A 23646-nucleotide genomic window follows, 5' to 3' on the forward strand; every position below is an offset into this window, starting at 1 on the left:
CGTCATCAGCTGAGCCTTGAAGTATATACCGGTTTCCACCTCAAAGTCAAAAATCACGAAGAAATTTTGCTTTTGATCCCATCGCGCCTCCAGAGCGGGGCTTGGCTGCCGTGTCTACCCCTGTAAACAGGCACCCCGCTGACGGCTACCGCCACGACGAGTGGGCTCATGCCTGCTTGCGCGGCAGCGGCGCCAGCAGCCGCGACATCAGCAGTTCGTCGACATACTGGTCTTCGTCACCACGCTTGTACGCAGCACGCAGGCGCCCTTCCAGCTCAAACCCCTGCTTTTCATAGAAAGCGCGTGCCCTGGGGTTGTCCGCCTCCAGCATCAGTTCGACACGCAGCACACCTTCTGCCTGCAAGGTCTGAATGATCTGCTCGATGATCCTTCTGGCCAACCCCGAGCCTTGCGCGTCTGGTGCCACGGTAAACGTTCCTATATATGCCGTATGCGACGCGCGGCCTTCGTGCCGGCTCGCTCTGCAAATGCCCCTGACGCGCCCTTCGGCGTCCCAGACATGGAAGGACTGGCTGCGCACCAGCGCTTCAAACACTGGTTTGAATTCGTCGAGGGACATGGCGTCGCAGCCCAGATAGGGAACGACCGACTCGTGCATATAAATATGCGTGGACGGCGAGCAGATCAGAGCAGAGTGCAGGACGTAGCATGTGGTGGTGTAAATGGAGGTCCAGGCAACGCAGCGCTTGCGAAGCCCGCAGGCCAGATAGCTTATCCTGCCAAAGTACACAGAACCGGCCCAGCATCAGTGGCGCGAGCCACATCTACCTGAACGATGACATACCCTGCCTCACATTCAGAGACACGAACGTACGACAAAGGACTGGTATGGTTCCGGCGTGATTTGCGCGCCGAGGACAACGCCGCGCTGTATCAGGCACTTAAACAGTGCCGCAAGGTGTGGTGTATGTTCGTGTTTGACAAGGACATCCTGGCACCACTGATCGAGCGCGGTTTGCGGGCCGACCGGCGGGTTGAGTTCATCCGGGAGTCTCTGGTCGATCTAGACGAGCAGCTGCGAGCGCTTGGACGGTCCAACGGTGCCGAAGGGGTGGGCCTGATCGTGCGGCATGGGCATGCCGTGGAGGAGATCGCTGCACTGTCCCGCTCGCTTGGCGTGCAGGCGGTGTTTGCCAACCACGACGACGAACCGGCGGCGCAAAACAGGGATGCCAAGGCACTGGGGGCGCTGGCACACCAGGGCATCGTGCTGCGCACGTTCAAAGACCATGTCATTTTCGAACGGCGGGAGGTGTTGACACAGGCTGGAAGACCTTTCAGCGTGTTCACGCCATACCGGAACGCGTGGCTGAAGCAGATCACACCATTTCACCTGAAGGCCTACCCGGTGGAACGTTACGCGGACGCGCTCGCGCCATGCCCGGCGGCACAAGCGACGGCCGTGCCCGGCCTGGAGTCCCTGGGGTTTGAGGCGAGCAACCTGCGCGCCCTGCACATACGCACGGGCAGCCGTGGCGCCCGGGCATTGCTGGAGGATTTCGTCACACGCATCGAGCACTACCACCAGACGCGTGACTTCCCGGCGGTGAAGGGACCCAGCTACCTGAGTGTGCACCTGAGGTTTGGCACCATCAGCATCAGGCAGCTCGCGGGCCTGGCCTACCAGATGCACCTGCAAGGCATGGCGGGCGCAAGCACCTGGTTGAGCGAACTGATCTGGCGGGACTTTTACCACCAGATCCTGGCGAATTTTCCGCATGTGGTGGAAAGTTCCTTCAAACCGGAATACGACCGCATCCGCTGGGAGCACGGCAAGAATGCGCAGGCCTTGTTCCAGGCTTGGTGCGATGGCCGAACGGGCTACCCGCTGGTAGACGCGGCCATGCACCAGCTGAACCAGACGGGCTACATGCACAACCGCCTTCGCATGGTGACAGCCAGCTTCCTGAGCAAGGACCTGGGGTTGGACTGGCGCTGGGGTGAGCAGTACTTTGCCGACAAGCTGATCGATTTCGACCTGGCCGCGAACAATGGCGGGTGGCAATGGGCCAGTTCGAGCGGCTGCGATGCACAGCCCTACTTCCGCATCTTCAACCCGGTGAGCCAGAGCGAGAAGTTCGACCCGCACGGCAAGTTCATCAGGCGCTACCTGCCACAGCTGGCGGGCTTGCCGAACCACGCCTTGCACGCCCCCTGGCTGGCCAAGCCGGTGGAGCTGGATTCGGCAGGGGTCGTGATCGGGCGAGACTACCCCGCGCCCATCGTGGAGCATGCTGCCGCACGCGCAAAAACGCTGGAACGCTACGCGGTGGTCAAGAGCGGTTGATCAACCCGCGGCAGGCGCGAGCCGCGAATAGGCCGCCACCAGGGCAAGCAACTCCTCTTCAGAGTATGGCTTGCCCAGGTAATGGTCGACCCCGAGAGACTGTGCATGTTCGCGGTGCTTGTCGGCCAGCCGGGAGGTGATCATGACCACCGGCAAGTCCATCCAGCGCTGTTCGCCGCGCAGGTGGCGGACGAATTCGAAGCCGTCCATTCGCGGCATTTCAATGTCGCAAAGGACGACCACCGGCGCCTCCTCGCGCAGCCGTTCAAGTGCCTGTTCACCGTCGGTGGCCAGGGCCACGCGGTAGCCTTCACGCTTGAGCAAGCGCTGGGTGACGCGGCGCACGGTGATGGAGTCGTCCACCACGAGGACCAGCGGAGCCTGGCCGGTGCCCGCCTGACCGGCGGAGAGCACCGTGCGCCCCTGCGCCGCCTGAACCCGCTGGGACCGTGCCCACGCGCGGGCGGAATCACCATAGAGAGAAACCAGGGCGACAGGGTTGTAGATCAACGCGACGGCACCGGAAGCCAGCACCGTGGCCCCTGCGAGCCCTGGCAGCCGCGCGAGCTGAGGACCGAGCGGCTTGACAACCACTTCCTGGTGACCCAGGACCTCATCGACGTGCCAGGCCACCCGCTGCCCAGCACTTTGGAATTCCAGCACGGGCCAGCTCCGCGCCTCATGCGCCGCCGGGTCGTTGCTTTCAACCGAGAGTGCCAGCAAGGCACCAGCCCAGAAAAACGGCATGGCTGCATCGTCCGCCCCCCATTGCCCACTGCCGTAGGCTGCGGTCAGTTCGGGGGCATGGGCACGGCGGACCGCCTCGACCCAGGGAGCTGGTACACCGAAGATGAAATCGCCCACGCGCAGGAGCACCACCTGGGTAACTGCCGTGGTCAACGGAACCAGAATGCGGAAGCCCGTACCGCCGCTGGACGGCCGGAAGTATTCGATGCGCCCGCCTAGGCCAAGAACGTCGTTGCGCACGGCGTCCAGACCAATGCCGCGCCCCGCGAGTTCGGTGACGGACTCTGCCGTGCTGACACCAGGGGCGAATATGCAGCGGGAAGCCTCGCTGTCACCCAGCGGGCCATCAGGCAAAGGCACACCAGCCGCCATGGCCTTGACCCGAAGACGGTCCAGGTCCAGACCGGCGCCGTCGTCGGCAAAGGTCAGCTCGAGGTCGTTCCCGCTTTGCCGCAACACGATGCCGACATGCCCTTGGACGGGCTTGCCGGCCTGCTGCCGCTGGTGTGCGGGCTCGATGCCGTGCACGACAGCGTTGCGCAGCAGGTGTTCCAGCGCTGGTGTCAGGCGGTCGAGCACGCCACGGTCCACCTCGATGTCCGCACCTTCAATGTCGAGCTGAGCCTGCTTGCCAAGCGATTCCGCCGTCTGGCGCAGGACACGGTGCAGGCGCTCGGCAAGAGATTCGAATGCGACGAGCCGCGTGCGCAGCAGATCGCGTTGCAGGTCGCGCGTCTGGCGCGCCTGGGTGGCCAGGCTTCCCTCAGCGCCGTCGACGGCACGCTGCAAGTGGTGCTGGACCGTGGCCACGTCGTTGACCGACTCTGCCAGCAAGCGCGTCAACTCCTGCACACGGGTGTAGCGATCGAATTCGAGCGGATCGAACGTGGTCTCGCTTTCACGGCTTTGCACCAGGCGCGACTGCACCTGGGTTTCCGTCTGGATTTCCAGATCGCGCAGCTGGTGGCGCAAGCGTTCGATGTTCGCGCTCATGTCCTTGAAGGACTGACGCAGGGAACGGATGTCTGCCTCCAGGCGGTTGCGCGTGAGCATCACATCGCCCGTCTGGATCATGAGTTGGTCGAGGAGTTCGGCGCGCACGCGCACGGCAGGCTGAGGAACCGTCGCCACCGGCACCACAGGGGACAAAGGCGCTGGCTGATGGGCCACCGCAGGTTCCCTGGGTGCCACGGTGCCTTCCGGCGCCTGCCACAGCACACCTTCCACCCCAGGTGCAGGCGTGTGCTCCGGGGCGGCAAAGGTCGCGCGCAGGTCCTCGAAGCGTTCGACCATGGCGTCAAGCGCGGCCTGCAAGGGTTTGAGCAGCACGCTGTCACCCAGCAGATCGGGCAACGCCAGCACGTCGCTTTCGAGCTGGTGTGCCATGTCACCCAGACGAAGCGCTCCGGCCAGGCGCGCACTGCCTTTGAAGGTATGCAGATTGCGCAGGACCTCGGCGCGGGCGCCGGCGTTGTCCGGACGCCCAATCCACTGGCGCAATGCCGACGCCAGGCGGGGCAGCAGTTCCTGCGCCTCGTCCTCGAACACAGCAAAAAGGTCTGCGTCCAGACGATCGACTGCGGACGGCGCAGGCGCGGGAGGTTCCGGTGCAACCACTGCTGCGGATGGCCGGGGTGCCAACGCCAGCTGTGCCAGCGCATCCAGCGTCTCGGCATGCGGCTCACGCAGGAAGCCCGCAGCGAACTGGTGCAGCAGATGACGCGCCTCCTCTGCCGCCTTGAGCAGCACATCGGTATCTTCCGGCGACAGGCCATGGTGGCTTTGAGCCGATGGATTCGCGGCCATCCGGTCTAACGTGTGCTCGATGGCGCGCGCCAGCGACGACAGGCCGGTGTAGCCCACCGTGGCTGCGCCCCCGGCCAGGGAATGGGCCAGGGCCGATGCATGGTCGGGCAACTCGGCACCTGGTTCCAGCACCCACTCCGAAAGCGTCTGGCTGAGGCGGCGAGACCATTCGTCCGCTTCGTTGAGAAAAACGTTGTAAAGCTCAAGGTCGATGCACAGCGGACCGACGACCTTCACAGCCTCGTCCAACACGGGCGGCTCTGGCTCTGGCTCTGGCTCTGGCTCTGGCTCTGGCTCTGGCTCTGGCTCTGGCTCTGGCTCTGGCTCTGGCTCCGGTTCCGGTTCCGGTTCCGGTTCCGGTTCCGGTTCCGGTTCCGGTTCCGGTTCCGGTTCCGGTTCCGGTTCCGGTTCCGGTTCCGGTTCCGGTTCCGGTTCCGGTTCCGGTTCCGGTTCCGGTTCCGGTTCCGGTTCCGGTAGAACAGCATCCCCGGAAAGCGGCACATACTGCCCCTCCAGGCGCATGGCATCGGCACTGCGGCGGTAGGGCGCTGCCACGCCCGGTTCCGCCTGCCCGGCAGCGAGCGCATCAACCCACGCGGTCATGCCGTTCAACGCCTGGGTACACAAGTCCAGCAGTTGCGGCGTTGCAGCCTTCTGATCAGCAAGCCAGCTGTTGAGCAGTTGCTCCATGGCCCACGCAGCCTCGCCAAAGTCCGCGAGGCCCACCATTCGGGCACTGCCCTTGAGCGTGTGAAAACTTCTGCGTAACGCGGTCAGGTCGGCAAGACTCTGGGGCTCGGCCTGCAACGCACCCACTGCTTCTCGCATCTGGACGAACACGTCGCGAGCCTCGCCCAGGAAGATGTCCAGAAGCTCCAGCGCCTCGTCATCGGCTTGCGCCGCGCCGGCCAGCTCTTGTGGGTCAGCGGACATGGCGGCGTCGGCATGGGCGTTTCCAGCATCTGCCGGGCTCGCGGGCAGTGCAATCGGCTCGGACGCCTCGGACTGGAGCTGGGAGCGCAACAGGCGCGAAGCCTCGTCGAACTGAAACTGCTCGCGCGCCATGGCTGGCTGGCGGACGAAGGTCTCGAACAACCACCCCAAACCACCAAGATTGGTGGCCACGACGGTGGCAGCTTCTTTCAGCTCTTCCGGGGCAGGCGGGGCTGCCAGCGTGAGCCAGGCACGCACCTGGCGGCCGACCTCGTCAAGCGCGCGCGCCGCAGCTTGCAGCCCCAGCATGACCGCCACACCACGCATGGCATCGAGCCGATCCGGCACGTCTTTCAGGGAGCTCAGGGTGCTGGCGCCGGGCTGGCGGAAGAAAGCGTCCAGGATGGCTTCGTTCTCGGCACGCTCGGTCTGCAGCTGGGCGACCAGATGACCCAGCGTATCGCGTTCGCTGAGACTTTGGTAAATCTCTGTCATCCATGGTGCGGGTTCTGGCGCAGCCTGCCCCTCCATGACGCTGGACAGGCGCTGGGCCAGCTCGCAATGCCGCTGCACCAGCGTGGCATCCAGTGGGTCGAAATCGTTGATAGTGGCGCCCAGCACCAGCAGGCTGTTGGCAACTTCCAGCGCCAGAGCGGAAGAGACCAGTCCGCCACTGTCCTGGTCGATCAGCCTGGCCACCTGTTCCCACGCACTGGCCAGCAACTCACTGGGCGCATGCACTGCGCGCAGCGCTGCCGCCAGTTCGCGCAGACCGTTGCCTTGGCCGCGATCCGCCCCCTCGCCCTCCGTCCGAGCCATCCAGGCACGTTGGGCAGCGGCTATGGCATCACGCAAGCGGCCAAGCAACAGGGGATCGAGCGCCCCCAGCAGGGTGGACTGGTAGTCCCACACACCTGCGCGGGTCCAGCCAGATGCCCGCCAGAGCTCACTGAGGCAAGGGGTGAGCTCGTCTGCGCGAGATTCCGGCGGCACGGCCTGCGACGCGAAGAAACGAAGATCGTGCGTCAATTGGGCAAGGCCCTGCAGGTTGCCTTGCGCGAGCGCGGCGTACTGCAGAAGCACGCGCGAGGCTGCTCGCTTGACATAGAGGTCGGCGGGCAGCAGCCCCTGCGCCAGGGCTTCGAAATACGCCGCGGCAGCCAGCCAGAACTGCCGGACGGTGCCTTCGCCAGCGCCCCGGCAAAGACCAGCACTCAACTGCGCCAGGGGCACCGCGGCCTGGCGGTTGGCGTCCTTGACAACGTGCAACACCAGACGGTCCAGATGCGCGCGCACCTGTGTTCCAGGCAGGTAGGCCTTGCCTGCGGGAGGCTCGGCTTCGGCCTGCGGCGCGCCTTCGACCCACAGGTCGGCGGGATGAATACGGTCAGCCCCTGCCAGTGTCTGCCAGTCGCGGTAGGACGGGAACAGGGAAAGCGCAGGCAACGGGCGCTCACGCATCAAGCGTTCGAGGTAGTCACCCAGCGCCCGTGCACCACGCTCGATCTGCGCCGCCGCTTCCGGGGTAGCCGTCGCTGGCTTCTGGGCCATGCGCTGGGTCGCCATTTCAAGGGAGCGCAGCACCTGCGCGGCCTGCCCCAGGTCAACCATCTGCAGCGCGCCTACGGCCTGGTGCAACTGCTGGCGCACGACACGCAGAGAGGTGGTGTCGACCTCCGACAGATCGGTGGCCCGTGCCTGACCGTTGTCCTGCACATAGCGGCGGACCGCCTGCACGGTGGCCTGCAGTGTGCCGCGCAACTCGTCCATCACCCAAGCCAGGGGGCCGAGATCGCGGGAGGCGAAGGGCGCGCTCATGCGGGATCAGGCAATCTTGAAGCGGGCAACCGACTGGCGCAGCTCGTCCGCGACGCGCGCCAGTTCCCGCACCTGCTGAACGGTGGACCGGGTGCCCTCACCCGTTTGCTCGGTGACGGCGAAGATGTGCTGGATATTGCCAGCGGTCTGGCCCGCGAGCTCCGCCTCACGCGAAGCGGAGATGGCAATCTGCTCGATGAGCTCGGCCACCTGCCTGGAAAGGCGATCGATGTCGGCCAGCGCTGCACCCGCGTTGTCTGACAGGCGCGTTCCCTCCACCACCTCGCGGGTGGAGCGCTCCATGGCCAGCACGGCATCCTGGGTATCGGCCTGGATGGCCCGCACCAGGGCGGCGATCTGGCGGGTAGCGTCCCCGGAGCGCTCGGCGAGCCTCTGCACCTCCTCGGCCACGACCGAGAAGCCGCGCCCAGCCTCGCCAGCGGAAGCCGCCTGTATGGCCGCGTTGAGCGCCAGCACGTTGGTCTGTTCTGTGATGTCGGAAATCAGCTCGGTGATCTCGCCGATTTCCTGAGACGACTCGCCAAGCCGCTTGATGCGCTTGGCGGTTTCCTGGATCTGCTCCCGGATGGTGTTCATGCCGCCAATGGCGTCCTGCACGGCGCGCGCGCCCGATTCCGCCGCCTCCAGGGCCTGCCGGGAGGCATCGGCCGCCCCTTGCGCCTGGGCCGACACATGGGTGATGCGGGACGACATGTCCAGCACCGCCTGCCCTGTCTCGCGGATTTCCCGCAGCTGCTCGGTGGACGCGGCCAGGAGTTCGATAGACGTGTTTTCCACACGGCCGGTGGTGTCTGCCACACGTTTGGCAGTGCCCTGAACGTGGCCGACCAGGCTGCGCAGCTCTTCGACGGTGTAGTTGACAGAGTCTGCGATGGCGCCGGTCATGTCCTCGGTGACGGTGGCCTGCTGGGTGAGGTCCCCCTCCGCCACGAGTTGCAGCTCGTTCATGAGACGCAGGATGGCCGCCTGCGTGGCGTCGTTGACCCGTTTGGCCTCTTTCTCCTGTGCAACCGCATCGGCCCGGGCGCGCTCTGCCTCCAGCTGGCGCTGCCGCCCTGCCCGCGCGAAACCACCTGCCAATGCCAGCGCACATGCCAGCGCCAACGCCAGCGGCGCCATAGGGGCCCAAGGCAACCACATCGGCTCGTACCCCAGGCCAAACCACGCCAGCAGCAGTCCGACGGTCAGCAACACGAAGAAAAACACCCCTGCCAGCCACCACCGCTGAGAAGCTGCCAGCCCTGACGCGGTGGCCGTTTGCCCGGCCGAAGGCGCCGAACCAGCGGGCTGGCTTGGCGGCGTCAACGTGGAGGGAGAGGAAAGGCGGTCGCTGCCGTACTCGGACTCGCCCAGCGTGGAGACCATGTCGCTCGAAACAGAGTCGAACGTGGACGCCTGCGCATCCTGGCGAGGGCGCTTCCAGAGACGGCGCAATTGCTCAAACATCGGTGCTCCTCATGCGTGGGCCGGCGTTGCAAAGGCCGGCAGTCGAGGGTCGAGAAACTCGGGGGACTGGGCCATGACGACCAGATCCAGCTCATGCCAGGTCTGCCCTTTGCCATCACGCCACAACTGGCGCACGGCCGGGTGTGCCGGTGCTTGCGCGTCCATGTGGAAATCGGCAGGTCCGTGCAAACCCAGCAGATGGTCGGCGCACAGCGCGGCACCGACACCCAGCAGAGGGTTCAGGCTGACCCAGTAAACGGTTTCCAGTTCGGCCGGGTGCCATGTGTCCTGCGACGTCAGCCCCAGCAGACGCACCCAGTCCACCACCACACTCAAGCCGCCACGCAGGCTGGTCACGCCCAGGACCCATGACTGGGTGTGTGGCAAACGCTGCAAGGCCGAGGGGTTGAAGATTTCCCCGGCATGCGACAGCGGCAGCAACGCGTGCACACCCTGCCAGGCGATGCCCAGCCAGCCAGCGGACATGGGACGCTGCGTGGACTCGGCCAGCTTGCGGGCCAGCTCCGCCTGGAAGTCTGAAAGGGAGATTCGGGCTGCCATGCGCGCCTCAAACCCCGCGGAAACGCCCCGGCAGGGCAAGCGCCGTCCCGGACGGGGGCGGGCACAGCAAACGGGGGGACGGCACCATGTCAGACTATCGCCTCGATCTTGGCCAGCAGTTGCTCAGGGTCGACGGGCTTGGTGATGTACTCTCGCGCGCCCTGCCTCAAGCCCCAGACCCTGTCGGTCTCCAGGCTCTTGCTGGAACAGATGAAAACCGGCACCTTACCGTATTCCGGATGCTTCGCGATGGTGCGGGTCAACTGAAACCCGTTGGTGCCAGGCATGACGATGTCCATCAGGATCAAGTCGGGCAGCTGCATACCGATCTGCTGCAACGCCTGGTCGGCGTTCTCGGCGGTGCGCACACGGTAACCCTTGCGCGTGAGCACGCCCTTGAGAAAGACCAGTTCAGTGCGGGAGTCATCCACCACCAGAATGTCTTTGACAGCGCCCATGGGTATTGCGTCTTTCACGATGTCATGACAACGGGCTCACCCGCAGCCACCCCACCGCGCGCGAAACGGCGCACGGCCTGCAGGAGTTGCTCCTGGGTGAACGGCTTGGTCAGGTGATCGAGCGAGCCGACCATGCGCCCTCGGGCAATGTCGAACACCCCGTCCTTGGAAGAGAGCATCACCACCGGCACATGCGCGTGCCGGGCATTGCGTTTGATGATGGCACAGGTCTGGTAACCGTCCAGACGAGGCATCAATATGTCGCAGAAGACCAGATCCGGCTCGAACTCATGGATCTTGGCCAGGGCATCAAACCCGTCCTCGGCCAGCAGCACTTCGTACCGCTCCTGCTGCAGGAACAGTTGAGCGCTGCGGCGCACGGTCTGGCTGTCATCGACGACCAGAATCTTCAGTGGAGCCGTGTGGTTGTCAGTCATCGCGCTGCTCCTACTGGTGCGTGGATCGTGCCCTGCTGGCTGCGTCAGAGCTGAACCATCTCGAAGTCTTCCTTGCGGGCACCGCACTCGGGGCAGGTCCAGTTCATCGGGACATCCTCCCACTTGGTGCCCGGCGGGATGCCGTGGTCGGGGGCGCCGGCCTCCTCATCGTAGATCCAGCCACAAATCAGGCACATCCAGGTCTTGCTTGCACTCATCTTGGGAAAAACGCTTGTCTTAGAATGGGTTCATTGTATCGGGGCCGCCACGGCCCATCCCGCGAATGACCCCTTCCTTTGACATGCCGCCTCCGGGCGCGCCCGCCGCAGGCGACGCCGCCCCGGCCTCGCTGCCCTGTGTGATGAGCTTCAACGCCAACGACCCCAGCGGCGCGGGCGGTCTGGCAGCGGACCTGACGGCCATGAGCAGCGCCTCATGCCACGTGCTGGCCGTGACAACGGGAACCTATGTGCGCGACACGCGCAGCATTCACCACCACATTGCCCTGGACGAGGACGCCGTGGACGACCAGGCCCGCTGTGTGCTGGAAGACATGAGCGTGCAAGCCTTCAAGGTGGGTTTCGCCGGCAGCGCCGAAAACCTGAGCACCATCGCCGAAATCCTGTCGGACTACAGCGACGCCCCCGTCATCGCCTACATGCCCAACCTGGCCTGGTGGGATGAGGTGGACCTGGAGAACTACCTGGACGCCTACGCGGAGCTGCTGCTGCCGCAGGCCACGGTGCTGGTGGGCAACCACAGCACGCTGTGCCGCTGGCTGCTGCCCGACTGGGCAGAGGACCGCCCCCCAGGGCCCCGCGACGTGGCCCGGGCCGCCGCCGAGCATGGCGTGCCGTACACGCTGGTCACGGGCTTCAACGCCCCGGATCAGTTCCTGGAAAGCCACCTGGCCTCGCCTGAGACTGTGCTGGCCACCGCGCGCTACGAACGCTTCGAGGCCACGTTCACAGGCGCGGGCGACACACTGTCGGCTGCACTGTGCGCGCTGCTTGGCGGGGGTGCCGACCTGCAGACCGCCGTGGCGGAGGCCCTGACCTACCTGGACCAATGCCTGGACGCAGGCTTTCAACCCGGCATGGGCCACGCGGTGCCTGACAGGCTGTTCTGGGCACACGACGAAATCGACGACGACAACGAGCCCCCTGCCGCCGAAGGCATGGGGCATTTCCCCTTGGGTGAGACACCGCATTGACGCGGTACTTGCCGGCAACGACCCGAAAAGCAACACCATGACCGACCGCAACCAGACCCTGTTCGAACGCGCCAAGGCACTTATCCCGGGTGGCGTCAACTCCCCAGTGCGTGCCTTCAAGGCCGTCGGCGGCACGCCTCGCTTCGTGCAACGCGCCCAGGGCGCCCACTTCTGGGACGCCAATGGCCAGCGCTACATCGACTACATCGGCTCCTGGGGGCCGATGATCCTGGGCCATGGCCACCCCGCCGTGCTGGAGGCCGTGCAGAAAGCCGCGCTGGAAGGTTTCAGCTTCGGCGCCCCCACAGAGCGTGAAGTGGAACTGGCCGAAGAGATCGTCAAGCTCGTGCCGAGCATCGACATGGTGCGCCTGGTCAGTTCCGGCACCGAAGCGGGCATGAGCACCATTCGCCTGGCGCGCGGCGCCACGGGGCGCAAGAAGATCATCAAGTTCGAAGGCTGCTACCACGGCCATGCCGACGCGCTGCTGGTCAAGGCCGGCTCGGGCCTGGCCACCTTCGGCAACCCCACCAGCGCAGGCGTGCCGCCCGAGGTGGTGCAGCACACGCTGGTGCTGGAATACAACAACCTTGAACAGCTGGAAGCGGCGTTCAAGGAGCACGGTGACGACATCGCGTGCCTGATCATCGAGCCCATCGCGGGCAACATGAACTTCGTGCGTGCCAGCGTGCCCTTCATGAAGCGCTGCCGCGAACTGTGCACCCAGCACGGCGCCCTGCTGGCCTTTGACGAGGTGATGACGGGCTTCCGCGTGGCGCTGGGCTGCGCCCAGAGCGTTTACGCCGAGCTGATTCCCGGTTTCGAGCCCGACATGACGGTGATGGGCAAGGTGATCGGGGGCGGCATGCCGCTGGCAGCTTTCGGCGCCAAGCGCGCCGTGATGGAGCAGTTGGCACCGCTGGGTGCGGTGTACCAGGCGGGCACGCTGAGCGGCAACCCGGTGGCCACCGCCTGCGGCTTGGCCACTTTGCGCGAAATCCAGAAACCGGGCTTCTTTGATGCGCTCACGGCCCGCACCCAGAGCCTGGTGCAAGGCCTGACCCAGGCTGCCCAGGAAGCCGGTGTGCCCTTCTGCGGCGACAGCCAAGGGGGCATGTTCGGCTTTTTCCTGATGGACACGCTGCCTCAGAACTACGCCACGGTGATGAGCACCGATGGCCCCCGCTTCAACAAGTTCTTCCACGGCATGCTGGACCGTGGCGTGTACTTCGCCCCAGCACTGTACGAAGCAGGCTTTGTGAGCGCAGCGCACTCCGAAGCGGACGTGCAGGCCACTGTGGCAGCCGCACGCGAGGTGTTCGCGACACTCTGACCGCGCGCACAACGCCAACTAAAAACGGGCTGCAGAACAGCCCGTTTTTAGTTCAAGCCGCCACCGGCTCCAGCAAACGCGCCAGCAAGGCGCCCTCTACTGGGCCGCCCAGCGGCACGAACACGCGCACCGGGCTGCCCTGCGCCACCTGCACAGGCTGGCCGTCCAGGTTTTGCATCGCATCAAGCTGAACGATGCGGTTGCCGCTGGGGTGGATCACCTCGATGCGATCACCCACGGCAAAGCGGTTCTTGGTTTCCACCTCGGCCCAGCCGTCAGCACGCACACCGCGCACCTCGCCCACGAAGTGGCTTCGGTGCAGTTCGGAATGGCCGCTGATGTAGTTCTGGTAGTCCTGTGCCGGGCGGCGCTCCAGCAGGCCGCCGGTGTAGCCCCGGTTGGCCAGCCCTTCCAGCTCCATCAGCAGTTCCGGGTTGAAGGGGCGGCCCGCCATGGCGTCGTCGATGGCACGGCGGTACACCTGTGCCGTGCGCGCCACGTAGTACAGGCTCTTGGTACGCCCCTCGATCTTGAGGGAATCGATCCCGATCTTGCACAGCCGCTCCACATGCTCCACGGCACGCAGGTCCTTGCTGTTCATGATGTAGGTGCCGTGCTCGTCTTCCATGATGGGCATCAGCTCGCCGGGGCGGCCCTTTTCCTCGATCAGGTAGACGCGGTCCGCTGCCGGGTGGCGCTGGCCGCCGCCGCAGGTGGAGAAGGCGGTTTCGGCTTCGGTGCGCGCTTCGGCAAAGTTGAAGTCCGAACCCATGCGCTCCACCGGCACGGCTTCGCCGGTCACGGCGTCTTCCGTCGCGGCCTGGGTGCCGTATTCCCAGCGGCAGGCGTTGGTGCAGGTGCCCTGGTTGGGGTCGCGCCGGTTGAAGTAACCGCTGAGCAGGCAGCGCCCGGAATAGGCAATGCACAGCGCCCCGTGCACGAACACCTCCAGCTCCATGTCCGGACACTCGTTGCGGATGGCCTCGACCTCGTCCAGGCTGAGTTCGCGGGAAAGGATGATGCGCGTGACGCCCACCTTCTGCCAGAACTTCACGGTGGCCCAGTTGGTGGTGTTGGCCTGCACGGACAGGTGGATGGGGACTTCCGGCCACTTCTCTCGCACCTGCATGATCAGGCCAGGGTCGGCCATGATGAGCGCGTCGGGTTTGAGTTCGATGATGGGTTCGATGTCACGCAGGTAGGTGCGGACCTTGTCGTTGTGGGCAATGAGGTTGCTGGTAACGAAGAGTTTCTTGCCGCGCGCGTGGGCTTCCTGAATGCCCTGGGCGAGTTGCTCCAGGCGGAATTCGTTGTTGCGCGCGCGCAGGGAGTAGCGCGGCTGGCCGGCGTAGACGGCGTCGGCGCCGAAGTCGTAGGCGGCCCGCATCTTGTCCAGCGAACCGGCGGGCAGCAGCAGTTCTGGGGATTTCATGGCCCGTATTGTCGATGGTTTGGCCGCACAACGCAGGATGGCCCCGCCGCCGTCCTGCCAACACCTTACCCGTGGTAAGGTATTTCGCGTGATGCGGCGCCACACCTTCCTGAAACTTCTGTCGACAACGGCCCTGGCGGGGTACCTGCCCGGGCCTGCGCGGGCCGCTGCGCCTGCGCTCAGGCTGTTCATACCTGCAAACGCAGGCGGCGGCTGGGACACCACCGGACGGGAACTGGGCAGCGCGATGGTCCGCGCGGGGCTCGTTGCGTCGGTGAGTTTTGAGAACCGCGGCGGTGCGGCGGGAACGATCGGGCTGGCGCAGTTCGCCACGAACTACAAGGGGCGCGCCGATGCCCTGATGGTCATGGGCTCTGTCATGCTGGGCGGCATCATCACGGGCCGCCCGCCCGTGGGCCTGGAGCGTGTGCAGCCTCTGGCCCGGCTGACGAACGAATACAACGTGTTCGTCCTGCCTCCCGGCTCTCCCTTTGGCAGCATGAAGGAAGTGCTGCAGCAATTCCAGGCCAACCCTTCCAGCATCAAATGGGGCGGGGGCTCACGCGGTTCCACGGAGCACATTGCCATCCACATGGTGGCGCGTGAACTGGGCGTGGCGGCGAGGCACATCAACTACGTGCCCTTCAGGGGCGGCGGCGAGGCAGCCGCCGCCATCATGGGTGGCCATGTCAGCGTGGGGGGCAGCGGCTACAGCGAATTCATGCCCCATATCCGGTCCGGGCGGATGAAAGCGGTGGCGGTGACCTCACCCCACCGCCAGACGGGCATGGACACGCCCACCTTGAAGGAACTGGGCCTGGACATCGAAATCGGCAACTGGCGCGGCCTTTGCGCGGCCGGAGGCCTGCTCCCCGCCCAGCTGGAGCACCTTCAGCGCCTGGTGGAGCAAACCCTGGCCATGCCGGCATGGCAGGAAGCGGTACGCAGACACGGCTGGCTCCCGGAGCCCCTGATCGGTGCCCCTTTCGAGGCGTTTGTAGCTCGCGAATTCGACGCCATGCGCCAAGTCCTGCAACGGGCCGGTCTGGCCTGAAACGACCACGCCAGCCGTCACGCGGCGGGCGCAAGTGGCAGCGTCACCTGAACTGTCACGCCACAGTCACCGCCCAAGCCGCCGTCGCTCCAGTCGTTCACCCTGATCCTGCCGCCCAGCGCCTCGACAATGTTGTGGCAGATCGCCAGCCCCAGACCGGCTCCCTGCTGACCGCCCGCAGCCACAAAGGGCTCGAACAGGCGTTGGCGCAACGCTTCCGGAATGGACGGACCGTCGTTGCTGACGGCAAATACCGCTTGCTGCCCGCCCCCGCCGGCTGGTGCTGGATGGACAAGCACATGCATGCGTTTTCCCGGTGGCGTGTGTTTGATGGCGTTGTGCAACAGGTTGCGCGCCAGCTCCGTCAGCATCCATTCATGCGCCCGGACGACTGCCCCCTCCGTGGATATCTCGAAATCGATGTCCCGCTCGGCAATCAACGGTGCCAGGTCCAAGGCCACGTTGCGCACACAGACGTCCAGACGGTTGTTCCGTTCCATGGCCTGCTCGCGCAATTGCTCGACCTTGGCCAGCGCCAGCATCTGGTTGGCCATGCGCGTGGCGCGGTCCACCGTATGGAGGATGTCTTTCAGGGCCTGTTCCGGCACCTGGTCCCCACGCATGGCGGACTGCACTTGCGTTTTCAAGACGGCCAATGGCGTTCGCAACTGGTGAGAGGTGTCACGCACAAACCGTTTCTGGTGTTCCAGCAAGTGAGACAACTTGCCCATGACGACATTCGTTGCACGGATCAGTGGCCGCAGTTCGCCCGGCGCGTCGTCGGCCGCCAGCGGGGTCAGATCGTTCTCCGGACGCCCTTCGAGCTGCTCCGACAGGCGGCGCACCGGCCGGGTCACACGCTGAACCACCCAGACCACGACAGCCGCGATGACCAGCACCAGCAAGCCCTGGCGCCAAAGGGTGTCAAACAGGATTTCCCGCGCTAGCGTCTGACGCAACTCCAGGGTCTCCGCCACCTGGATCAGAACGACGCCCCGGCCTTCGGGGCTGGCCACCGGCTGCAGCACCGCCGCCACGCGGACCGGCTGCTCCCGGTAGGTGTCGTTATAGAAGTCGACCAGCGCCGCGTACGCCGGGCGCATGGGAACCTTGCCGGTCCAGGGCGGGAGGTCCTCGTATCCGGAAACAGGCTGTCCCGCCAGCGTGGACACCTTGTAATACAGACGGCTCTGGTTGTCCGTTTCAAAGGCCTCCAGCGCGGCGTAGGGAACCCTCACCCCGAAATGGGCGGCCTCATCGTGGCCATGCACCTCGATCTGCTCACTGATGGCCTTGGCAGACGCCAGCAGCGTGCGGTCGTACGCCGTGTTGACGGCGGCAAGTGCCTCCCGGTAGAGGCTGACCGTGTTGACGGCAATCAGCACCAGGACGGGCAGCATGATGCCCAGCAGCAACTGCTGCCGCAAGGACACGCCGCTGACCAGCCAGCGCATCACGCAGAGGCCTCCTTGAGAATGTAGCCCAGCCCACGCAGGGTCGTCAGCGCCACACCCGTGTCGGCCAGTTTCTTGCGCAAACGGTAAACAACCACCTCGATCGCCTCGTACTGGACATCCTGCTCACCGGGAAACACCAGGGTGAAAAGCTGTTCCTTGGACACGGCCCGCCCTGGCCTTGCCATCAAGGCCTGCAGCAAGGCCAGCTCGCGCGGCGGCAGTTCCAGCACCTGGTCCCGGCAGTAGACTGCGCCGCTGTCGCGGTCCAGCCGGAGTTCGCCCAAGGACGCCGTGAACCCCGTCGTGTCCGGTGCATCCCTGGCTGGCGTGAACCTTCTGGCCAAGGCGCGCAGGCGGGCTTCCAGCTCGTCAAGATCGAACGGTTTGGGCAGGTAGTCGTCGGCACCAGTGTTCAGCCCAATGACCCGGTCCCCCACCGTGCCCCGGGCCGTCAGGATGAGCACCGGAGCGCGCCACCCCCTCTGTCTGGCCCGCTCCAGCACCTGCAGGCCGTCCAGGCCTGGCAGCGTCAGGTCCAAAGCGACAACGTCTGGCTGAACCTGGCTCCAGACATCAAGCGCCTTGCCGCCATCGCCGCAGGTAGTGACGGCAAACCCTCTGCGCGACAGGCTGCGCGTCAGGGTGATCTGCAAGGCAGGGTCGTCTTCGATCAGCAGCAACTTCATCACATCCTCGGGTTTACCCGTATTTCAAGGACAGCCGTTTGACAGGTCGGAGGCCAATCATCGCAGCGTGGCACCGGTACCGTCTGCCATTGAACCGGCAGGGACTTGCATTTTGCTGTCAAGCCTGTGCCAGATTGAAACCTTCCGCTGTCGTGGCGGCAACCCCAAGGAGACCCTGATGGAAACAAAACGTCCTCTTTCCCGCTGGCTTTCGGGCGCAGGCGCAGCCCTCGTCATGGCAGCCGCACCAGCCTGGGCCTTTCAGCCTGGCAACACCGAGTGCATCGCGCCCGCAGGCGCTGGCGGCGGCTGGGACATGACCTGCCGCCTGGTCGGCAAGGCGCTGCAGGACCAGAAGCTGATTCCCGGCACCATGCAAGTGACCAACAAGGCTGGCGGCGGCGGCGGCGCTGCCTACGCGGAAGTGGTCACCAAGCGGAGCACCGAAAACAACCTGATCGTCGCTGCGTCGTCCTCGACGGCAACACGCCTTGGCCAGAACGCCTACCCCGGCAACACCATGGACCAGGTGCGCTGGGTGGCGTCCGTGGGCGCTGACTACGGCATGATCGCCGTGGCCGCCGACTCCCCTATCAAGACCCTTCCCGAACTGCTGGCCAAGGTCAAATCCGACCCCACGTCCGTGGCTTTCGCCGGAGGCTCGGCAGTGGGTGGCTGGGACCACCTGAAGGTGCTGATCGCCGCGAAGAAGGCCGGCATTGCCAACCTGCGTGGTGTGAAGTACGTGGCCTTTGATGGCGGCGGCGAAGCGGTAACCCAACTCCTGGCTGGCAAGGTGCAGGCCTTCACCGGCGACATCTCTGAAGCCAAGGGGTTCGTCGACGCGGGCAAGATCAAGGTCCTGGCCGTGCTGGCCCCGGAACGCCTGAGCGGTGACTTCGCCAAGTTCCCCACCGCCAAAGAACAAGGTCTCGATGCCGTGGGCGCCAACTGGCGCGGTTTCTATGCCCCCGGCAAGATGAGCGACGAGGCGTACAACTACTGGGTCAAGAGCGTCGGCACCGTCTACGACTCCAAGGAGTGGAAGGAAGTCATGGCCAAGAACGGCATGGCTCCGCTGAACCTGCGCGGTGATGCCTTCCAGAAGTTCGTCAAGGAATCCGTGGACGAGATCCAGGCGCTTTCGAAAGAGATCGGCATCATCAAGTAACTTGTGCCGCAAGACAGGCCTGCCCGCGTGAAAGCGAGCAGGCCGTTTTTGCAGCCAGTCACCTTTCGCCATACCGAGGTACACCATGAGCGACCGGATTTTCGGCAGCATTGCATTGGCTGTTGCGCTGATGATGATGTGGGCCACCACACTGATCGAAGAAAGCTTCATACAAGACCCCCTGGGCCCCAAAGCCTTTCCCCTGGTGATTGCGGGCGTCATGGCCATCGCGGGCGTGGTCATGCTCTTCAAGGCCGACGCAGAACCAGAATGGCCTGGGCTGTTCAAGCTGCTCGAACTTCTGGTGACGCTCGGTGTGCTCGTCGCCTATGCGCAACTGCTTCCCATCGCTGGCTTCGTGGTCAGCACGGCATTCCTGTCCGCGTTTCTGTGCTGGCGTCTGGGGGCCACGCCCCGCCAGTCACTGCAAGGCGGCTTGATCATTTCCTTGGGTGTCTATGGGCTCTTCCAGCACCTGCTTGGCCTGAACCTGGCCACCGGCCCCTGGGGCTTTTGAACCCCTGAAAGGACTACACCATGGAAAGTTTGCAAGCACTGGCCGATGGCTTCGCCATCGCCTTGACCTGGCAAAACCTGCTGCTGGCACTCGTCGGCTGCTTCCTCGGCACGATGATCGGCGCGCTGCCCGGCCTGGGGCCGTCGAACGGCGTCGCCATCCTCATACCCGTGGTCTTCAGCATGGGGCTCGGAGCCACACCCGCACTCATTCTGCTCACCAGCGTCTACTACGGCGCCATGTATGGCGGCCGCATTTCGTCGATCCTGCTGAACATTCCCGGGGACGAGCCAGCCCTGATGACCACGCTGGACGGCTACCCCATGGCACGCCAGGGCAAGGCTGGTGAAGCGCTGGCCATCTCCGGCATTGCCTCGTTCGTGGGTGCCTTCTTCGCCACCTGGGGCCTGGTGTTCCTGGCGCCGCAACTGGTGGACGTGGCCCTGCTCTTCGGCCCCGCCGAATACTTTGCGATGTTCACCCTGGCCTTCGCCACCCTCGGCGGCGTCACCAGCGCCAACCAGGCCAAAGCGGCTTTCGCCGCCGCGCTCGGATTGGCCCTGGCCTTCATCGGCGTTGACGGACAGACCGGCGTGCCCCGCTTCACCTTCGGCAACGTGCACTTCTACGACGGCATCGACTTCCTCATCGCCATCGTGGGCATGTTCGCGCTGTCCGAGGTCCTGGTCTTCATCGAAGAACGGGGCAAGGCCAACAGCCACACCACCGCGCCGGTCAGCGACATCGGGAAAGTGCTGCCGCCAGCGAGCATGCTGAAGGAAACCGCGCCGTCGATGGGCCGCGGCACCCTCCTCGGCTTCATCGCAGGCGTGCTTCCCGGCGCAGGTGCGTCGCTGGGCTCCTTCCTGGCTTACACGCTCGAGAAAAAGGTCGTTGGCAAGAAGGGCCGCTTCGGCAAGGGCGATCCGCGTGGCGTGGCCGCCCCGGAAGCCGGCAACAATGCCGCCGCCGGTGGCGCGCTGGTGCCCATGCTGGCGCTGGGTGTGCCTGGCTCCGGGACCACTGCGGTGCTGCTGGCCATGCTGATGTCGCTGGACATCACGCCCGGCCCGCTGCTGTTCACGAACAACCCGGACGTCGTCTGGGGCCTGATCGCGGCGCTTTTCATCGGCAACATCATGCTGCTGGCCTTGAACATCCCCATGGTGGGTCTGTTCACGAAGGTCTTGCGCATACCGGCCTACTACCTGATGCCGGCCGTGGCCGTCATCTCCTTCATCGGCATCTATGCGCTCACCAACTCCACGTTCGACCTGATGCTGATGATCGGGTTTGGTGTGCTGGGCTGGGTTTTCCGCAAACTGAGCATTCCGATGGTGCCCGTGATCCTCGGCATTCTGCTGGGTGAGCTGATGGAGAAGAACCTGCGCCGCGCGCTGACCATCTCCGATGGTGACCTGTCGATCCTGTATGGCTCCCCGCTGGCCGTGAGCTTCCTCGCCCTGGCTGTGCTCGGGTTCGTGCTGCCGATATTCATTGGCAAGTTCGTGCGGCCCAAGCGCGTCGTGGAGGAGGCGCACAACGATGGCACGTCAGATTGATGCCCGGCACGCCATCTGACGGTTGGATGGCTTGAACGTCCCGAAAAAAAACGGCCCCGAGGGGCCGTTTTTGTTTCAGGTCACTGGCGGCATCAAACCGTCACGCCCTTGGCCGTCTCTGCGTACTCTTCGATCTGGTCGAAGTTCATGTACTTGTAGACGTTGGCGGCGTCCTTGTTGATGATGCCCACGGCTTCCTGGTACTCGGCCACGGTCGGAATGCGACCCAGCTTGGAGCACACTGCAGCCAGTTCCGCGCTGGTCAGGAACACATTGGTGTTCTTGCCCAGGCGGTTCGGGAAGTTGCGGGTCGAGGTGGAAACCACGGTTGCCCCCTCGCGCACCTGCGCCTGGTTGCCCATGCACAGCGAGCAGCCCGGCATCTCGGTGCGGGCACCGGCTGCGCCGAAGTTGGCGTAGTGGCCTTCCTTGATCAGCTCGCTCTCGTCCATCTTGGTCGGCGGTGCCACCCACAGCTTGACGGGGATGTCGCGCGCGCCGCCCAGCACCTTGGATGCTGCGCGGAAGTGGCCGATGTTGGTCATGCAGGAACCGATGAAGGCTTCATCGATCTTGGTACCCGCCACTTCAGACAGGAACTTGGCGTCGTCCGGATCGTTCGGGCAGCAGACGATGGGTTCCTTGATCTCGTTCAGGTCGATCTCGATCACGGCCGCGTATTCGGCGTCCTTGTCGGCTTCCAGCAGGTCCGGCTTGGCCAGCCAGGCTTCCACGGCCTTGATGCGGCGCTCCAGCGTGCGCTTGTCCTGGTAACCGTCGGCGATCATGTTCTTCATCAGCACGATGTTGCTGGTGAGGTATTCCTTGATCGGCTCGGGGTTGAGCTTGATGGTGCAGCCCGAAGCGGAACGCTCGGCCGACGCGTCGGACAGCTCGAACGCCTGCTCCACCTTGAGATCAGGCAGACCTTCGATTTCCAGAATGCGGCCCGAGAAGATGTTCTTCTTGCCCGCCTTGGCCACGGTCAGCAAGCCAGCCTTGATGGCGTACAGGGGGATGGCATGCACCAAGTCACGCAGGGTGACGCCAGGCTGCATCTGGCCCTTGAAGCGCACCAGCACCGACTCTGGCATGTCCAGCGGCATCACGCCAGTGGCGGCACCGAAGGCCACCAGGCCAGAGCCTGCGGGGAAGGAAATGCCGATGGGGAAGCGGGTGTGAGAGTCACCACCGGTGCCGACCGTGTCGGGCAGCAGCAGGCGGTTCAGCCAGGAGTGGATCACACCGTCGCCCGGGCGCAGGGCAACACCGCCGCGGTTGCTGATGAAGGCCGGCAGCTCGCGATGGGTTTTCACATCCACGGGCTTGGGGTAGGCAGCAGTGTGGCAGAAGGACTGCATCACCAGATCGGCACTGAAGCCCAGGCAGGCCAGGTCCTTCAGTTCGTCACGGGTCATGGGGCCAGTGGTGTCCTGGCTGCCCACGGTGGTCATCTTGGGCTCGCAGTAGGTACCGGGGCGAATGCCCTTGCCTTCCGGCAGGCCACAGGCACGGCCGACCATCTTCTGAGCCAGCGTGAAGCCCTTGCCGGTGTCCTTGGGAGCCACAGGCAGACGGAACGCGGTGGAAGCGGGCAGGCCAAGGAATTCACGTGCCTTGCCGGTCAGCGAGCGGCCGATGATCAGGTTGATACGGCCACCAGCGCGCACCTCGTCCAGCAGCACGTCGCTCTTCAGAGCAAACTCGGCCACGGTCTGGCCGTTTTTCAGGATCTTGCCTTCGTAGGGCAGCACGTCGATCACGTCGCCCATTTCCAGCTTGCTCACATCCACTTCAATGGGCAATGCACCGGAATCTTCCTGCGTGTTGAAGAAGATGGGAGCGATCTTGCCGCCCAGGGTCACGCCACCGAAGCGCTTGTTCGGCACGAAGGGAATGTCTTCACCGGTTGCCCAGATCACGCTGTTGGTAGCGGACTTGCGGCTGGAACCGGTGCCCACCACGTCGCCAACGTAAGCCACCAGGTGACCCTTTTTCTTCAGGTCCTCGATGAACTGCATCGGGCCGCGCTTACCGTCTTCCTCGGGCTTGAAGGCCGCGTCGGGACGCGTGTTCTTCAGCATGGCCAGGTAGTGCATCGGGATGTCCGGGCGGCTCCAGGCGTCGGGTGCGGGCGACAGGTCGTCGGTGTTGGTCTCGCCAGGCACCTTGAACACGGTCACGGTGATCTTCTTGGCCACTTCCGGGCGGCTCAGGAACCACTCGGCGTCGGCCCAGCTCTGCATCACTTCCTTGGCCTTGGCGTTGCCCGCGTTGACCTTCTCGGCCACGTCGTGGAACGCGTCGAACATCAGCAGGGTCTTCTTCAGACCAGCAGCAGCCACATCGGCCACTTCTGCATCGTCCAGCAGGTCGATCAGGGGCTTGACGTTGTAGCCGCCCACCATGGTGCCCAGCAGTTCGGTGGCCTTGGCCTTGCTGATCAGGGCGACCTGGATGTCGCCATGCGCCACGGCAGCCAGGAAGCTGGCCTTGACTTTGGCGGCGTCGTCCACACCCGGGGGCACGCGGTGCGTCAGCAGGTCCAGCAGAAAAGCTTCCTCGCCAGCGGGCGGGTTCTTGATCAGCTCGATGAGCTCTGCCACCTGCTGTGCGGACAGCGGCAGCGGGGGAATGCCCAGCGCAGCGCGCTCGGCAGCATGTTCACGGTAGGCTTGCAACATCA

At 64.9% G+C, this 23646-nt stretch carries 17 protein-coding genes and 1 pseudogene; 7 read left to right on the forward strand and 11 right to left on the reverse strand.

All coding sequences use genetic code 11. The features are described from left to right. Nucleotides 1–166: 166 nt before the first annotated feature. Nucleotides 167–619, reverse strand: coding sequence for a GNAT family N-acetyltransferase (locus ACYVHH_RS01030; protein ID WP_460563139.1), 453 nt, complete (start codon nt 617–619; stop codon nt 167–169). 177 nt (nt 620–796) lie between these two features. On the opposite strand from ACYVHH_RS01030, the gene ACYVHH_RS01035 reads away from it, so the two are divergent. Next, nucleotides 797–2308, forward strand: coding sequence for a cryptochrome/photolyase family protein (locus tag ACYVHH_RS01035; protein WP_460563140.1), 1512 nt, complete (start codon nt 797–799; stop codon nt 2306–2308). Here the strand turns inward: ACYVHH_RS01035 and ACYVHH_RS01040 are convergent, their stop codons facing one another. The 6 genes and pseudogenes from ACYVHH_RS01040 to ACYVHH_RS01065 form a co-directional block, all read right to left on the reverse strand. Then, nucleotides 2309–7612 (reverse strand): hybrid sensor histidine kinase/response regulator, encoded by a 5304-nt coding sequence (locus ACYVHH_RS01040; RefSeq protein ID WP_460563141.1) that lies wholly within the window; start codon nt 7610–7612, stop codon nt 2309–2311. Nucleotides 7613–7618: 6 nt separating this feature from the next. Next, nucleotides 7619–8731 (reverse strand): annotated as a pseudogene (locus ACYVHH_RS01045) (methyl-accepting chemotaxis protein); the annotation flags it as partial. Between the two features lie 357 nt (nt 8732–9088). Continuing rightward, entirely contained in the window at nt 9089–9640 is a 552-nt protein-coding gene (locus ACYVHH_RS01050; RefSeq protein ID WP_460563142.1) for a chemotaxis protein CheW, read from the reverse strand. Between the two features lie 89 nt (nt 9641–9729). Continuing rightward, nucleotides 9730–10098 (reverse strand): response regulator, encoded by a 369-nt coding sequence (locus ACYVHH_RS01055; protein WP_460563143.1) that lies wholly within the window; start codon nt 10096–10098, stop codon nt 9730–9732. Nucleotides 10099–10112: 14 nt separating this feature from the next. After that, nucleotides 10113–10535 (reverse strand): response regulator, encoded by a 423-nt coding sequence (locus ACYVHH_RS01060; protein ID WP_460563145.1) that lies wholly within the window; start codon nt 10533–10535, stop codon nt 10113–10115. Between the two features lie 44 nt (nt 10536–10579). Next, on the reverse strand, nt 10580–10753 hold the full coding sequence (locus ACYVHH_RS01065) for a rubredoxin (RefSeq protein ID WP_460563146.1): 174 nt from the start codon (nt 10751–10753) through the stop codon (nt 10580–10582). 65 nt (nt 10754–10818) lie between these two features. Here ACYVHH_RS01065 and thiD point away from each other — a divergent pair, with 65 nt between their 5' ends. Next, on the forward strand, nt 10819–11748 hold the full coding sequence (thiD, locus tag ACYVHH_RS01070) for a bifunctional hydroxymethylpyrimidine kinase/phosphomethylpyrimidine kinase (RefSeq protein ID WP_460563147.1): 930 nt from the start codon (nt 10819–10821) through the stop codon (nt 11746–11748). Nucleotides 11749–11785: 37 nt separating this feature from the next. Next, complete coding sequence (gene hemL / locus ACYVHH_RS01075; protein ID WP_460563148.1) at nt 11786–13081, forward strand: glutamate-1-semialdehyde 2,1-aminomutase; 1296 nt, start codon at nt 11786–11788, stop codon at nt 13079–13081. Nucleotides 13082–13133: 52 nt separating this feature from the next. Here hemL and trhP read toward each other — a convergent pair whose 3' ends face one another. Continuing rightward, nucleotides 13134–14513: a prephenate-dependent tRNA uridine(34) hydroxylase TrhP gene (gene trhP, locus ACYVHH_RS01080; protein ID WP_460563149.1), complete on the reverse strand. Its 1380-nt coding sequence runs from the start codon at nt 14511–14513 to the stop codon at nt 13134–13136. A gap of 91 nt (nt 14514–14604) precedes the next feature. On the opposite strand from trhP, the gene ACYVHH_RS01085 reads away from it, so the two are divergent. Then, a complete protein-coding gene (locus ACYVHH_RS01085; protein ID WP_460563150.1) occupies nt 14605–15567 on the forward strand; it encodes a tripartite tricarboxylate transporter substrate binding protein in 963 nt (320 codons plus the stop codon). Between the two features lie 17 nt (nt 15568–15584). Here ACYVHH_RS01085 and ACYVHH_RS01090 read toward each other — a convergent pair whose 3' ends face one another. After that, nucleotides 15585–17021: a sensor histidine kinase gene (locus tag ACYVHH_RS01090; RefSeq protein ID WP_460563602.1), complete on the reverse strand. Its 1437-nt coding sequence runs from the start codon at nt 17019–17021 to the stop codon at nt 15585–15587. Then, nucleotides 17021–17710 carry a response regulator gene (locus tag ACYVHH_RS01095; RefSeq protein ID WP_460563151.1) on the reverse strand — a complete coding sequence of 230 codons (690 nt, stop codon included), beginning with the start codon at nt 17708–17710 and terminating at the stop codon, nt 17021–17023. Before ACYVHH_RS01095 ends, ACYVHH_RS01090 begins: the two co-directional genes overlap by 1 nt. Before the next feature lie 178 nt (nt 17711–17888). Here ACYVHH_RS01095 and ACYVHH_RS01100 point away from each other — a divergent pair, with 178 nt between their 5' ends. The 3 genes from ACYVHH_RS01100 to ACYVHH_RS01110 all read left to right on the forward strand — a co-directional run bounded on the left by ACYVHH_RS01100 (nt 17889) and on the right by ACYVHH_RS01110 (nt 20960). Then, on the forward strand, nt 17889–18881 hold the full coding sequence (locus ACYVHH_RS01100; protein ID WP_460563152.1) for a Bug family tripartite tricarboxylate transporter substrate binding protein: 993 nt from the start codon (nt 17889–17891) through the stop codon (nt 18879–18881). 85 nt (nt 18882–18966) lie between these two features. Then, nucleotides 18967–19398, forward strand: a complete 432-nt coding sequence (locus ACYVHH_RS01105; RefSeq protein ID WP_460563153.1) for a tripartite tricarboxylate transporter TctB family protein — start codon at nt 18967–18969, stop codon at nt 19396–19398. A 20-nt stretch (nt 19399–19418) separates the two neighbouring features. Then, entirely contained in the window at nt 19419–20960 is a 1542-nt protein-coding gene (locus ACYVHH_RS01110; RefSeq protein ID WP_460563154.1) for a tripartite tricarboxylate transporter permease, read from the forward strand. 92 nt (nt 20961–21052) lie between these two features. Here the strand turns inward: ACYVHH_RS01110 and acnB are convergent, their stop codons facing one another. Further along, nucleotides 21053–23644, reverse strand: a complete 2592-nt coding sequence (gene acnB, locus ACYVHH_RS01115; RefSeq protein ID WP_460563155.1) for a bifunctional aconitate hydratase 2/2-methylisocitrate dehydratase — start codon at nt 23642–23644, stop codon at nt 21053–21055. Nucleotides 23645–23646: the final 2 nt, after the last annotated feature.

The sequence above is a fragment of the Hydrogenophaga aquatica genome (assembly GCF_054780915.1).